The sequence below is a fragment of the Parapedobacter sp. genome, from assembly GCF_053550995.1.
Genome location: NZ_JBMQOC010000039.1, coordinates 1 through 14,849, shown reverse-complemented (window position 1 = coordinate 14,849; position 14,849 = coordinate 1). Strand labels below are relative to the sequence as shown.

Sequence of the window (14,849 nt, the reverse complement as noted above, 5' to 3'; positions counted from 1 at the left end):
GGCCAACATCCACCGATCATTAAAAAAAGAAAATGGATAGAGCATTACCGAAAAAACGATGGAACAGTAAACGCATCACAATGGTTGCGGGGGGCGCAGGGATTTTGGCGCTTATCGCCGCCAGCTATTATTTTACCTCCGGTAATGCAAGGCTCAATGTGGATGCCGAACGGATTACCATATCCGAAGTGAAAGAAGATTCGTTCCGCGAATTTATTCCGGTAAATGGCACCGTATTGCCCATCACCAGCATCTTCCTAGATGCGTCTGTAGGCGGCCGCGTGGAAGAGAAATTCGTGGAAGACGGTGCCAAACTCAAAAAAGGGGACCCGATTATGCGACTTTCCAATACCGACTTGGAGTTAAGCCTCGTCACACAGGAAACGCAGGTATATAACAACCTCACCCAAATGCAGATTGCCCAGACCGCCGCACAGCAGACGTCTATTGCAAACCGTAACCAGATGGCCGATGCAGAAAATGCCCTGAAGGAAGCCAAAAGGGTATTCGACCTCAATAAAACCCTCTACGAAAAGAAGGCCGTTGGAAAGCAGGAATACCTACAGGCAAAAAACAACTACGACTACCAAGTGGAGCGCATCAAGCTGACCCGCGAGAACATCGCCCAGGATTCGATACGCAGTGCCCAAACCCTAGAACAGAACAAACAACTGTATGCCAGCGGGATGTCAGCGCTGGAATTGATGCGACGTAAGGTGGGCGACCTCATCCTGCGTGCGCCGGTAGATGGACAGTTGACCTCGTTCGATGCCGAAATCGGACAAAGTAAAAGCCCTGGCGAGCGCCTGGGACAGATAGATGTGCTAACGGGCTTCAAAGTGCGTGCGGATATCGATGAGCACTACATATCCCGGATATATCCCGACCTTGAAGGGGAATTCACCTTTGCTGGCAAAAGCTACCAACTCGTTATCAAGAAAGTATACACCCAAGTGACCAATGGCCGCTTCCAGGTGGATATGGAGTTTATCAATGAGGTGCCCGATGGCATCCGTCGCGGCCAAACCTTGCAAATCCGCTTAGCCCTTAGCGACGAAACCAAAGCGATATTGCTCGCTAAAGGTGGCTTCTACCAGCAAACCGGTGGCAACTGGGTATTCAAGCTCGCCGAGGACGGCAAAACTGCCTACCGGGTGGATGTGCAGCTAGGCCGCCAGAACCCCGACTACTATGAAGTGATCGGCGGGCTCGAACCGGGTGATAAAGTAGTGACATCGAGCTACGAAACCTATGATCGGGTACAGGAGTTGAGCATCAGCGATTGATGAAAACGGGATGGCACAGGTTGCCATAGCCCCTTATATCAGCTAAGTTTGACCATTGTCCAATGAAGGTGCCCTTTCAGGCACCTTTGTACTAATCGTATAGATACTAAAAGATTCGGACCATGAGAAGAACTTGCAGCAGATCCCGCCTGCCCATTGCGACCACCTTGGTGGCCTGGTTTATTTTTGCTCCATTGACCCAACAGGCCACTGCCCAAAGTAAGCTGGAGCCCGCCTATCAGCGGACGAGTTACACAGGCGAATCAACCGTGTTGGAAAATGCATTCGTACAACTGAAAATCTTCAAACGGATAGATGGATGGGCTTGGGGCGAACTTTCAACCGCATCCGGCAAAATGATGGGCGTGCTGGACCACTTGGGCGAAATCATGCTCCGCGACCAGGATATCCCCATGCGGCTTACTGCAGATACCTTCCGACGGACGTCGGGGCCCGAAGGTGAGTCGATTCATTTCGACGTCAAATCGATCGTGGTGCGGGAAAAATTGCAGGGCACTTCATTTGAAGAATGGATGAAATACCCGTTTACAGAGCCCTGCCTGGTAGGGGAGGTAACCCTTACCCTGCTGTCCAACCAGCCTGTGGTACGCTTGGCATACCGATTGACCGCTACCGGCAACTACTATGCGAAGTATATCAGGGGGCCGTGGCTTAAAGTGGGCGAAGGATCTTTCGGCGTGGCGAAAGACGATTCCATGTTTCCAGGTGTGGAATGGACCATCGGTGATGAATGGTCTAGCGGAACCGACTATTTCAAGGACCCATGGGCACTCCGCGTGGCACCCCACCCGAATCAGGTAACCATTCCGCTGATGGCTTTGAGCCACGAAGGGACAGGCATCGGATTGTCATGGAATCCCAACCAAGTGGCAACGCGGTGGTTCAACTATCGATCACACATCCCCCAACCGGTATTCGCCACACCCAATTTCGTAGACCGCATGAACAACAATCTCATGGGCTTAATGATCCCGGATGCCACAGTTGAAGGCCATCAAAACGAAATATACTCATCCCTACCCTTGGAGCTACGCATCGGGCAACAGGTCAATTTCGACGCGGAAATTTGGCTGAGCGAAGGAAACAGCCTCGACGTGGTGACCGATTGGGTGCAGCGGAACGGCTTGCCCGAACCGCCGGCACCGAAGTGGGATTTCCAAGAGACGCTGGACCGCATAGCAAACGCATACAATACCCACCTATGGCACGAAGGCAAGGGCTTTGGCATCCCCCAGAAAAACCAGATCGGCACGGGGGTACCGGACTTCCTCGAGCGGTACGTAAGCGAGCACAAAGGCACCAAACTGGCAAAGGAGCTGCGGGCCAAAATGGATTGGTGCTACCAGCAGCGAAAACAGTCAAGCGGTGCGCAGGAACAGCTGGACGCTCAACGGAAACGTGGTGACGAATTGTTGGAAATCCAGCGGGAGGACGGTTCATTCTATTTCGACCCGCACGGACGCCATTATCGAAAAGATGATTTCATCGTGGCAACATCGTTTGTTGAGCCGATGGGCCGTGAATATGACACCGCACTGGATATCGTCATCCTACCGGCCTTGAACCTGCTTGACATTGCAGCAACGACGGGCGACGACAAATACGGCATTGCCGCACGGAAAGCGTTGGATTATGCCATGGATATGATGCGCCCTGAAGGAGGTGATTTTTGGGAAACACCGTTGCATGCGGCAAACCTGCTGGCGGCAGGGCATGCGGCGATTGCCTATTATGAGGGTTACAAAGCTTTTAACGACGAGCGTTATAAAGAAAAGGCCATCTACTGGATGCGGTCCATCATCCCGTTCACCCACCTTTGGCAACCCATGGCTCACCACAATATGATGTACAATACCAAACCGGTGTTATCTTCGAGCGATTGGTATTTCGCAAACTGGGTTCGCGACCACGTGCAATGGGAAGTGCTTTCCGTATTCCGCGACCTCACCAACCGTGGTATCCAATGGGGGGATGTCGACCCGGAGATCGATTGGCGCCGGTTCCACGAAGGCATTACGGTGGCGGCCGTGGAATGGTTGGTGGTACATACCGATAACAGCTGGCGCCCGCATAACGTACCTTCGACATTTGAAGACTACCAAAAAGGGGCTTTCGACTACACCTACCCCGATACCCACAACAGCATCACCGGGAATTATGGAGGAATGTTCATCATGCCCGACCCTATCGCGGCAAATATATACGGGGTGCTAGACGAGCGTAAGAAGAATTAGGTGAACCAGGCAAACCCGATCAAAGGTCTACGGGTTCGCCTGTTCTTACCGATTCATCGCAGGCGATGGCAATCCGCAAGCTGTCCACGGCATGTTGGGTCAATTCGTCCAAATCCAAATCAGACCTGATTGCTTCAAGGAAAAAAGCTTGCTCACGGTTGCACAGCTCATGGTGGTCCGGTTCATCTTTCAGGTCGATCCATTCGTCGGGTTTTACGAACGCATTGTTATCATCGATTGCCGCGTGGTGCACGCGCAACGATTCCGTTTTCGTATGGGCCGACACATTGTCGGAATGGCCACCTCCACCCGCTTCCTTCGCCACGATGGAAACCGACCCCTTGGGACCGATCACATCTTTAATAAAGAAGGCTGTTTCGCTGATCATCGGCCCCCATCCAGCCTCGTACCAGCCCACCGACCCGTCCTCGAAACGAATCTGCAACTGGCCATAATTATAGTTCCCTTGCGGAATATCTTCGGTAAGGCGCGCCCCAATCGCATTCACCTGCGTTGGTCTGCTATTGGTCATCTGGCACATCACGTCGATGTAGTGCACGCCGCAATCAACAATAGGGCTTAAGCTTTCCATGAGGTTGCGGTGAACATCCCACATCCGGCCATGGCTCTGTTGATTCAGGTTCATGCGCATCACCAACGGCTTACCCAATTGTCCGCTCAGTTGAACGAAACGTTGCCAAGATGGATGATAACGGAGGATGTAACCCACCACCAGTTTTTTGTCCGCACGTTTGGCCACTTCGGCCACCCGCTTCGCCCCTTCGACGGTGTTGGCCAATGGCTTTTCGATAAACACATGGCAACCACGATCCAATGCCATGATGGCGTATTCCTCATGGGTGTCTGGGTAGGTGGATATACAGACCGCATGGGGATTGGTAGCCTCTAGCGCCGTGGTATAATCGCTATAACAGGGGTAGCCACCTCCCAACCGCTCGTTTAGCCGCTCGTTGCTGTCACCTCTGGAAACCAGTCCGCAGATCTTGAATCCCGCCATGTCGTGGTAAGCCTGCGCATGCGATGCGCCCATATTACCGCAGCCGACAACGAGTACGCGTATGTCATTTTTTCTCTCCATCAGGCTCATTTCAACTATCTGTTGTTACCACCCATTCCAGACGGCAATAAACGAAATAAAAATGTCGATGGCAACTCAATGGTTATAAAATTTAACCCAGTCGACGCTGAACAGCGCATTGTCTCCTGCTTCGTCATTGACAAACACAAAATACAGGTCGTGACTACCTTTCGTTTCGGCTACCGAAGCCGTCACCTCCTTCCAACCGTTCTCCGCGCCGCTGTAACTGCCCGCCGGAATTTCCGCACGTGAAACCACCGGTCCACCGATACTGTCGAGGCGTACCTCAATCGAACCGCCAGCACCACTGGCCTGTGTTAGATAGCCGATGCGGCGTATGTGCGTCAAGTCGATGTTCCGGAAAGAAAGGTAGCTTCCATCGTGGATTCCATACACGTAGGACATAAACGCCGTGGTGATAGTCGCAATCCGCACATTCCCCGTGTCAAAATCTTCTGCCTGCAGCAGTGGATTACGCAACAGGACATGGTCGTGTCCACTCAGAGGAGGAATCCCGTTGGCACCTTTATCCGTGTAGCGTGCACTGAGCAGGTAAACACCGTCTGCGTCGTCACTGCGGTGGGCATCCAGCGTAAGGCGCTCCTCCAGCGGCAGCCTTCCCTTTTGTTGCCCCAGCGAAAGAATGTAGCGCACCATCTCCCGTGCATCGTCTTTCGCTAGTTCGGGGTGGGGAGACATTGCCCGCTCACCCCAGTTGCCGCTACCGCCTTGGATTATTTTGTTGGCTAAAAGCATTTCAGCCTGCCGATTATCCCGATAGCGCGCGGCCACGGCCTGATAGGTGGGGCCCACAGATTCCTTATCGATGGAATGGCAGGACTTGCAGTCGAGATTGGCAATCAGCTGTTGTCCTTTCAAATAACGTAGACTGTTCGGATCCTGCCCGCCGCTCAGCACCAAAGCGGCATCCTTGCCATTGGGGATATAGCCGAATGCCAGCATTACATCCTCCACGGATACACTGTCTTCGTTGTCGCTTGCTTCCACCGTATAATCCAGCGTTCCGCCGTCCCAGTAAAAGCTGCGATTGGCCGAGGTACGGATATGGACCTCCGGTGGCGTATTGCCCACATAAATCCGGGTCGAGGCGGTTCCTTCACCGCCGTTGCCATCGTTTACGGTAAGCTCCACCTCGTAGATTCCCGGCTTGGCAAACGTATGGGAAACGGTCTCGCCCTGATTGTCTTCGTCCCCTATGCGCCAACGGAAAGACAGCTTGTCGCCCGCGTCGTGGTCGTTGGATCCACGGGCCGATAGCGATACCGTCAAAGGCGCCGCCCCATACTGTTTATCCACCTCGATTGAAGCCACCGGCCTACGGTTCCCTTCGGCATATTCGATCCGGACCAACCGGGCGTTGGTATTCTTGGAAAACCAATTCGTGCCATACTCCAATATATAAATCGCACCATCCGATGCAAATTGCATATCTACCGGTGCATCAAACTTCCAGTGGCCCAGAAAAGGCTCCATCTCTTTAAAATTTCCAGTTTCATCAAAGCTTACGGCCATCATCCATCCCCGAATCCATTCGTAGATAAAAAGCTTCCCATCGTAATATTCGGAAAGCTTATACGGTGCATTTTTGAAATGCTTGCTGTGATAAACCGGACCAGCCATGGCACTCGCTCCGCCATTGCCTACCAGCGGAAAGTAAGTGGAGTTGTTCTTCCCATACCAAATCATCGCGGGCCTTGCCGGAGGCAGCTCCTTCAGTCCCGTGTTGTTGGGCGATTCATTCATCGGCCTAGACGGATCCTTCCCGGGACCGAGTTCCCCCGTCGCATAATCGTATTTCCCGAAGATCTGGTTATTGCCCAAGAAATACGGCCACCCATAATATCCCGGTTGCCGCACTTGGTTGATTTCGTCGAAACTCATCAACTCCCCGTCCGATGCTTTCAGTTTCGTATCCGGACCAACATCACCGAAATATAGATAACCCGTTTCCGCATCTATACTATAGCGGTAGGGGTTACGCGCACCCATCACATAGATTTCCGGCCGTGTACCAGCAATGCCCTTTGGAAACAGGTTCCCCTCGGGTATAGCATAACCCCCCTCTGCCAGTGGCCGTATCCGTAAGATTTTGCCCCTGAGGTCGTTGGTGTTGGAAGCGGTAGCCTGGTCATCCGAAAGCTCCCTCCCCGGGCGCTCATCCACAGGCGTGTAGCCATTCGTTTCCTCGGCATTGGTATTATCGCCCGTAGATAGATAGAGGTTTCCATGTGTGTCGAACTTCAGGTATCCCGCCGAGTGACAGCAGTAAATCCGCTGGGTAGGAATCTCAAGAATAACCGTCTCGGTCGATCGCAGCAGGCTATCGTTCCGAAACTCCATCCGCGACAACCGGCTCACCGCATTTTCGCCTCCCACCGCATAATAGAAGTAAAGCCAGTGGTTCTTCTCATAATCGGGGTCGGCAACGACGCCCAGAAGACCGTCTTCGATTCCGCTAAACACTTCGAAATTGGCCACCGCACGAAGCTCCTTCGTGGCGTCTTTGTACAACCGTACCCCGCCCTTACGCTCTACGAACAGCACATCGTTTCCGGGAAGGATAACCATCTGCATAGGCTCATCAAGGCCCTCGGCGAGTACCGTGCGGGTATATCGGGTGCTGTCGGGTCTTATTGTCGGGTCGCTGTGACCTACACCGTTGCAAGATGCCAGCAGGGCGGACAAAGCAGTGCCCAGACAAAAGAAAATCAAAGGTTGGTTCATTGTTTGTTGCTAGTTAGTAAGGGCGTTTTCCCTTCCATCTTTCTAAAATATACTAATAACTTCTTTCTAAGTTATACTGGTTAGTTGAATATGGCGTCTGCATATCATTGGAACTATCGATTTCAATCCGTAGGCCAAACCGTCTCAATGCCTTGGCTCCGGATAAATGATTGGAAATCGACAAGGGTTATTTCGTCTTCCCATACCAGGGCAGGCGATATAGCTTTCCTGCAAACATACGATATCAACATGCCCACCGCTTCGCCGATACTCCATTCGACGGGATGGAGACGATAGCACCCGTTCGTGATGTGTGTTGTCCCAATATTTTTATTGGCTGGCAGCAAATTTTTTATCCGGACGGGAAGCAATGCGCCCAACGGGATCTGGAACCGTAACGAATCGAAGTCAATGTAATTCACCCGGTTGCTGCTGGGATGCAAATCGATATGATAATAGCCGATCCCAACGCTGTCATGAAATGCCGCTGCCCTACCCTTATCGGTTTGGGCAACCCGTTCTCGATTTGCCTTGCCCACATGTTCCTCACGTATCGTAAACATCGCTTTGATACGCCGCGACTCACGTACATAAGGGTATTTCGCCAACCCATCCGCTGTACCCATCACTTCCTTCCGTAACCTCAGCCCCGGCCATCCCTTGCCACCATCTGGCCTGGGAGCTTCCGTTTGCAACCAATAAAGTAATGAAAGGCTCAGCATTTTGGCAGAGGCCACATGTTCATTGAACTCCACTTCGGAGACATCCACGATATTGCCGAGCATGTAGTCGTTCTGGGGCCAGTTTACCACAGTAATGTCTCCCGGATACGTTCCCGGCACAAAATTATCCTTACTGATGATTTTCCGGTAATTCCAGAGGTTGAGCGCATCACCCATTTCCCCCCCACGGGGATCAAACCCCAGTTTTTTTGGTTGAAGCGTCTTTGGGTTGGAATAGTGCAATTCCAATAACCTTCCCGGCCACGGTGGCGTAAGGTCCGGCACATGGTTTCTCCAAAAAGTATAATTGGCAGGTTTCTCAATGGTATGGTTTTCGTCCGGCACATAATCCATTGCGAAGCACATGGTAAACGCCTGGTTGTTGGAAGGGTCGGCGCTGTCAGGTGCATGCAGTTCACCTGTATCCGCTTTCGATTCCGTGCCGGTAACAAATTCAGTGCCTGTAAGTGGTAATAAATCGCCCAGTTCCGTCGCATCCACAAAAAAGGTTGCCACTAGCTTTTTCGTCGCACCGGTCCGGCGGTCCTTGACACGGATTGCCTTTACCCGATCGCCGTCCGTGTCTGCATCGATAGCCTTGTGTTCCAGCAACAGCGCCAGTTGCCCCGAACTAATATATGGATTTAGCATATCTGTCAGTACCGCCAGCGCCACACGTGGTTCGTGGCATAGTCTCGAAACCGCCCCATTGCCCGGGTTCAGCAGCGGGTCACCCATTGCGGTTTGCGTTAACGGGTAGTTTCGTCTATAGTAATCCCGTATCCGGTTCCGGAAGTCGCGGTACAACTGGGTCGAACCCGTCGTTTCAATCCAAGGGTGTTCATCGGGCGGTACCCCTTGTTGGGTCAATTGTCCTCCAATCCAGTCGGTTTCTTCAGTCATGATGACCGATTGCCCGTTACGGAGTACGGCCATGGCCGCAGCAAAGCCACCCAGACCACCTCCTGCAATGACTACATCCGCCTCCAATTGCTCCGTTCCGTTCGATTCCCGGCTCTGTTTAACCTCCGCACGCGCGGACAGAACCGATAGTGGAGGGGCGACAAAAAGGCCACCACCCACTACCAGTGTTTCCAAAAAATTCCTGCGTCTCACTATCTTTTAGCTAAGGTAGTTAATGGCTTATTCGATACCAGCATCTATGTCAGCCGTAAATATCCGGTTCCAAGATAGGGAAAAAACGAATAGTGCCCATGTTTATGCAATGTATTTATTGCAGATTCGTAACGAAAAGAACGGTGGATAAAACCATCTGTGAAGGCGCGTCCGTCACCGTAGCCAGCTGTCTCGGTTAAACGCCCAATCACTCTTGTCACGGGGTATCGCAACAGGCCATCAAGGTGCCACAAATCAGGTCGGAATTACCAAAAGCTTTTGCTACGCAGAGTTGTACGCAAACGGACAACAGGTGTTCGATATCGAACAGTATCCTTCGTTACGAAATATGCAACACCTTGTATGTAAGCCATCTAAAAAATTGGAACGATAATGTATGAGAACTAACCGTAATTAGCGGTCAATATGATTAAGATTTCAGAACTACAAAAATTTTACCGTACCGAGGAGGTGGAAACGGTAGCGCTCAACAACCTAAGCATCCATGTGAAAGAGGGGGAGTTCGTCGCTGTGATGGGTCCATCGGGATGTGGAAAATCCACTTTGCTCAACATCGTTGGCCTTCTCGACGACCTGGACAATGGAAGCTACCTTTTCAACAACATTGAGGTAGCTAAATTCAATGAGCGTAAGCGTTCCGACCTGCGCAAGCACAACATCGGTTTCGTTTTCCAAAGCTTCAACCTCATCGACGAATTGACGGTCTTCGAAAACGTAGAACTGCCCCTCATCTATACCAAGGTGCCTGCCGCGGAGCGCAAAAAGCGCGTGGAAGAGGTATTGGAAAAAGTGCAGATCATGCACCGTCGCAACCACTTCCCCCAACAGCTATCCGGTGGCCAGCAACAACGTGTGGCCGTGGCCCGTGCGGTGGTAAATAACCCCAAGCTTATCTTGGCCGATGAGCCCACCGGCAACCTCGATTCAAACAACGGCAATGAAGTAATGCAGCTCCTCACCGAACTGAACGAACAGGGTACGACCATTGTGATGGTGACACACAGCGAACACGACGCCCGCTATGCCGACCGGATCATCAGGATGCTTGACGGACAGGTGTTGATGGAAACCGTAGGGTAAACGCTATCCGTTTCAGGGAGCACGTATGGGGACTAAAGATAGAGCGAGTAACTACTGAAAATGATCAAGAACTACTTTAAAATCGCATGGCGCAACCTAGGGAAGAGCAAGGGGTATTCGGCGCTCAATATCGGTGGGCTAGCCCTCGGAATGGCCTCGGCGGCACTGATTTTATTATGGGTTGCCAATGAGGTGAGCTTCGACATGTTCCACAGCAAGCGGGACAGGCTCTACATCGCGGGTAACCAATCCGTCCTCAACGGCGAACTGCACACTTGGTTTACCACGGCAAAACCATTGGGTCCGGCCTTAGCTACGGAGTTTCCGGATATTGCCCAAACGAGTCGCTATTCCACATATAATGGCGTGCTACTCACGGTAGGCGACAAGAAACTGACGGCGAATGGTGCCTTCGTGGATTCGGCATTCCTGGAAATGTTTGACTTCCCTTTGTTGACTGGCGACGAGCACCTTGCGCTTAACAGGCCGTCGGATATCGTCATCACGCAATCGCTAGCTATGCGCCTGTTCGGCAATGAGGAGGCCGTGGGAAAAACCCTTCAATTGGATACCCTTGATGTAGCAACCGTCAGCGGAGTTCTGAAAGATTTGCCGGGTAATACGCGGTTCAAGGACATCGAATACCTGTTGCCGTGGTCGTACATGGAAAAGCTTGGCTTCTCCGACGATTATTGGGGAAATAACTCCGTGCAAACCTATGTGGAGCTTGTACCAAACGCATCGATGCAGGCCGTGGGTGAAAAAATCCAAGACATTGTTATCCGCCACAGTGATGGCCAGCAAGACAATGAAGTGCTGTTGCATGCACTACCCGACTGGTGGCTCCGCTCCAAATTTGAGAATGGGCAAATTGTGGGCGGCCGTATCGAGATGGTCCGCCTATTCGGCATCATTGCGGGATTCATCCTGCTCATTGCCTGTATCAATTTCATGAACCTCAGTACGGCCCGGAGTGAAAAAAGAGCAAAGGAGGTGGGTATCCGTAAGGTGGCCGGCGCTTACCGACGGTCGCTCATTGGCCAGTTTATCAGTGAATCCATCCTTCTGGCACTAATCGCCGGCCTGATTGCCCTGGTCATTGTCCTAGCCGCCCTCCCCGCATTCCGGGGGCTGGTTGAACGCGATATATCCATCGGTTTCGACAATCCGTATTTCTGGCTGGCAGGAATGGCATTCGTCCTGCTTACGGGGTTGCTAGCCGGCAGTTACCCCGCATTTTTCCTTTCAGCCTTCAATCCGGTGAACGTACTAAAGGGGACGTTCCGGCGGGCAAACGCAGCATTCAACCCGCGCAAGGTATTCGTGGTTATCCAATTTTCCATCGCCATTGTCCTCATTGTCGGCACAGTGGTCTTACACCGGCAAATCCGGTATGGTAAGGACCGCGAGAATGGTTACGACAAAAACAACCTGGTTTACATCTTCGAGAAGGGGGAGGTAACGAAAAACAGTTCGTTGATCAAAAATGAACTGCTCTCCAGTGGTGTTGCCGAATCGGTGACACGCACCAGTTCCCCCCTTACCGAAGGGTGGAGCAACAGTTGGGGGTTTGGGTGGCAGGGAAAGCAGCCGGACGACAAAACGGTTTTCGACCGCTTCTGCGTGGACGAACATATTGTAAAAACAGCCGGTTTGACGCTGGTCAAGGGACGGGATTTTGATTTATCCAAGTACCCCACCGACTCGCTGGGCATCATCCTCAACGAATCTGCCGTGAAAGCAATGGGCTTCACTGCGCCCATCGGCCAACTGATTAAAGATAACGGCAACGAATGGCACGTCATCGGTGTAGTCAAAGACTTCATTATGCGGTCGCCGTTTGACCCCATTGACCCGCTGGTCATCGAAGGCGCCGCGGGATGGTTCAACGCCATGCATATCAAATTCAATCCGGCCCTCACTACGTCGGACGCACTCCAGAAAACGGCAGACATTTTCAAGCGATTCAATCCGAACTATCCGTTTGAATATACGTTTGTAGACAACGCCTATGCCGAGAAGTTTGCCGAGACACAGCGCATAGGCACATTGGCCGGGCTTTTTGCTTTCCTGACCATTTTCATTTCCTGCCTTGGGCTGTTTGGCCTCGCAGCTTACATGGCTGAAAGCCGTACGAAAGAAATTGGCGTACGCAAGGTGTTGGGCGCCTCCGTGTATGCGATTACCCGTCTGCTTTCGAAAGAATTTGTGATGCTGGTGTTGATTGCTTGCATCATCGCTTTCCCGATCGCCTACTGGGCAATGGATAACTTTCTGCAAACTTTCGATTACCGCATCTCGCTGGGCTGGGGGATATTCGTGATTTCCGGGTTAGGGGCATTGCTACTGGCGCTGATTACCGTAAGCTCACATGCCATCAGGGCCGCAGTGGCTAACCCGGTAGATAGCTTGCGCGACGAATGAGGCAATGACCCACGGGAAGCATGGCCGCTAACCTAGCCGATCTTCCAGTAGGAAGACATAAAGGTTTTTAGGCCCGTGTGCACCCAATACCAGGGTCTTTTCGATATCGGCGGTGCGACTCGGACCAGTAACGAGGCTCATTAACGACGGAAGGTTATCCCCATACCGTTGCTTGATAAGATGGAGCCCATCCTTGATGTCCATCACCAATTGCGATGCATAAGCGACGACGATATGGATGTGGGGGTAAATGCTAAGACGACGACCGGCGGCCCCTCCATTGCTAACCAATACGCTACCCGAGCGGGCAATCAACGCTTCACAAGCCGTGATGCCCGCTTCGGCTTCGGCAAAGTCCTTATCGGTTTGGAAATAAGGGAAGCCATAATGGTCTAACAACTCCTTCACCCGCGGCTCCCATGCATACATCCGGCGTAGCTTCTCCTGCTCGGCCAATGCCAGTAAGCTTTCGACAAAATTCACTTCATCTTCGCAATAGATAAAATGGCCGGCAACAGCGGTGAGGCGTTGCGCAAACAACACGTCCATAGGCTCGGTTGTCTCGGCATGCAAGGCCGTTTCCTCAAAATTAGGATACGGGTGCTCCCGCTTCTGCAACAGCGCATTCCGAATCTTTTTCAGCATCTGCTCTTTCGCTGTCGTCGCTTTCACGTTCCTTTGCAAGCCAACCTCCGGTTAAGGTGTTCCGTTTATGTTGCAGCGGTACCGGAGGCGTCGTCCTTGGCGGGTTTGTTATCCAATACCCCCGAATTATCACCAACGCCATCGTGTACCAGCCCTTCTGCGGCTTTGCTTTGATCTCCTTCACCGGATTCGCCATTTACGAACTCATCGTATGTGGTCCGGTGGTCGAAAGGCCGCTTACCCAATATTTCTTCCAAGTCCGATTGGAAAAGGATTTCCTTTTCGAGGAGCTTCTCGGCCAAGGCAATAAGTCCATCGCGCTTCTCAAGCAACAGCTGCTTGGTTTTGTCATAGATGGCAGCAATCAGCTTGCGTACTTCCTCATCAATCAACTCTGCCGTCTTCTCGGAGTAAGGACGTTGGAACTGGTTATCTTGGTTGTCGTTGAACGACACGTTGCCAACCTTATCATTCATCCCATACACCGCCACCATGGCATAGGCCAACTTCGTGATGCGCTCCAAGTCGTTCTGTGCACCCGTAGAGATTTTGTCGAAGGTGATATCTTCAGCCACCCGGCCACCCATGGTCATGCACAGCCCATCGATCAACTGCTCGGTAGTATACAAAAACTGCTCTTTCGGCAGATATTGGGCATAACCCAATGCGGCTACCCCGCGCGGCACGATAGAAACCTTCACCAACGGGTCGGCGTGCTCGAGGAACCAGCCTGCGATGGCGTGGCCGGCCTCATGGAATGCAACAATCCGTTTCTCTTCGGGCGAAATGATCTTGTTTTTCTTTTCCAAGCCTCCAATCACACGGTCTATCGCGTCCTGGAAGTCGTGCATATCGATGGCGGCCTTGTTGCGCCTGGCGGCGATCAGCGCAGCCTCATTACATACGTTGGCGATTTCAGCACCGGCGAAACCCGGCGTTTGGGCCGATAGTTTCTTAGCGTCCACTTCAGCAGCCAACTTCAGCGGCTTCAGGTGCACTTTGAAAATCTGCTCCCGCCCTACCAGATCGGGCTTATCGATGGAAATCTGCCTATCGAAACGTCCGGGGCGCAGCAACGCCGAATCCAATACGTCCGGCCTATTGGTAGCGGCCATGATGATAATACCCGAATCGGTACCGAAACCATCCATTTCTACCAGCAGCTGGTTCAATGTGTTCTCGCGCTCGTCGTTGCCGCCCATTACGCTGTTTTTCCCGCGGGCACGGCCAATGGCATCGATCTCATCAATGAAAATGATACAGGGGGCGTTACCCTTCGCCTGCCGGAAGGGGCCGCGCACACGCGAGGCACCGACACCCACGAACATCTCCACGAAGTCCGACGCGGAAAGCGAGAAGAAAGGCACCTGCGCCTCGGCAGCCACCGCCTTGGCCAACAGGGTCTTACCTGTCCCTGGTGAACCGACCAGCAACGCCCCTTTCGGGATTTTTCCGC

General features: G+C 52.4%; 9 protein-coding genes. 4 read left to right on the top strand and 5 right to left on the bottom strand.

Going from position 1 to position 14,849, the window contains the following annotated elements; genetic code table 11:
• Nucleotides 1-32: 32 nt before the first annotated feature.
• Together ACO1NT_RS05855 and ACO1NT_RS05850 are read left to right on the top strand one after the other, a co-directional pair.
• Nucleotides 33-1,286: an efflux RND transporter periplasmic adaptor subunit gene (locus ACO1NT_RS05855; RefSeq protein WP_449047489.1), complete on the top strand. Its 1,254-nt coding sequence runs from the start codon at nt 33-35 to the stop codon at nt 1,284-1,286.
• Nucleotides 1,287-1,408: 122 nt separating this feature from the next.
• On the top strand, nt 1,409-3,541 hold the full coding sequence (locus ACO1NT_RS05850) for a hypothetical protein (protein WP_449047488.1): 2,133 nt from the start codon (nt 1,409-1,411) through the stop codon (nt 3,539-3,541).
• Between the two features lie 19 nt (nt 3,542-3,560).
• Here the strand turns inward: ACO1NT_RS05850 and ACO1NT_RS05845 are convergent, their stop codons facing one another.
• The 3 genes from ACO1NT_RS05845 to ACO1NT_RS05835 all read right to left on the bottom strand — a co-directional run bounded on the left by ACO1NT_RS05845 (nt 3,561) and on the right by ACO1NT_RS05835 (nt 9,223).
• The gene (locus ACO1NT_RS05845) at nt 3,561-4,640 is read right to left on the bottom strand and encodes a Gfo/Idh/MocA family protein (protein ID WP_449047487.1); all 1,080 of its coding nucleotides are present in this window, start codon (nt 4,638-4,640) and stop codon (nt 3,561-3,563) included.
• A gap of 75 nt (nt 4,641-4,715) precedes the next feature.
• The gene (locus ACO1NT_RS05840; RefSeq protein ID WP_449047485.1) at nt 4,716-7,385 is read right to left on the bottom strand and encodes a PQQ-dependent sugar dehydrogenase; all 2,670 of its coding nucleotides are present in this window, start codon (nt 7,383-7,385) and stop codon (nt 4,716-4,718) included.
• Nucleotides 7,386-7,507: 122 nt separating this feature from the next.
• A complete protein-coding gene (locus ACO1NT_RS05835) occupies nt 7,508-9,223 on the bottom strand; it encodes an FAD-dependent oxidoreductase (protein ID WP_449047484.1) in 1,716 nt (571 codons plus the stop codon).
• Nucleotides 9,224-9,649: 426 nt separating this feature from the next.
• Between ACO1NT_RS05835 and ACO1NT_RS05830 the strand changes: the two genes are divergently transcribed.
• Both ACO1NT_RS05830 and ACO1NT_RS05825 read left to right on the top strand, forming a co-directional pair.
• Nucleotides 9,650-10,324: an ABC transporter ATP-binding protein gene (locus ACO1NT_RS05830; protein ID WP_325640380.1), complete on the top strand. Its 675-nt coding sequence runs from the start codon at nt 9,650-9,652 to the stop codon at nt 10,322-10,324.
• A gap of 60 nt (nt 10,325-10,384) precedes the next feature.
• Nucleotides 10,385-12,748 (top strand): ABC transporter permease, encoded by a 2,364-nt coding sequence (locus ACO1NT_RS05825; RefSeq protein WP_449047483.1) that lies wholly within the window; start codon nt 10,385-10,387, stop codon nt 12,746-12,748.
• Between the two features lie 27 nt (nt 12,749-12,775).
• Here the strand turns inward: ACO1NT_RS05825 and ACO1NT_RS05820 are convergent, their stop codons facing one another.
• Nucleotides 12,776-13,420: a LutC/YkgG family protein gene (locus tag ACO1NT_RS05820; RefSeq protein WP_449047482.1), complete on the bottom strand. Its 645-nt coding sequence runs from the start codon at nt 13,418-13,420 to the stop codon at nt 12,776-12,778.
• Between the two features lie 38 nt (nt 13,421-13,458).
• Nucleotides 13,459-14,849, bottom strand: a 1,391-nt coding sequence (gene ftsH, locus ACO1NT_RS05815) for an ATP-dependent zinc metalloprotease FtsH (RefSeq protein ID WP_449047481.1), incomplete at its 5' end; no start/stop codon positions are given.

Bases quoted from the DNA above. Each gene is read 5' to 3' on its own strand.
- ACO1NT_RS05855 (WP_449047489.1), top strand. From the start codon at position 33: ATGGATAGAGCATTACCGAAAAAACGATGGAACAGTAAACGCATCACA.
- ACO1NT_RS05850 (WP_449047488.1), top strand. From the start codon at position 1,409: ATGAGAAGAACTTGCAGCAGATCCCGCCTGCCCATTGCGACCACCTTG.
- ACO1NT_RS05845 (WP_449047487.1), bottom strand. From the start codon at position 4,640: ATGGAGAGAAAAAATGACATACGCGTACTCGTTGTCGGCTGCGGTAAT.
- ACO1NT_RS05840 (WP_449047485.1), bottom strand. From the start codon at position 7,385: ATGAACCAACCTTTGATTTTCTTTTGTCTGGGCACTGCTTTGTCCGCC.
- ACO1NT_RS05830 (WP_325640380.1), top strand. From the start codon at position 9,650: ATGATTAAGATTTCAGAACTACAAAAATTTTACCGTACCGAGGAGGTG.
- ACO1NT_RS05825 (WP_449047483.1), top strand. From the start codon at position 10,385: ATGATCAAGAACTACTTTAAAATCGCATGGCGCAACCTAGGGAAGAGC.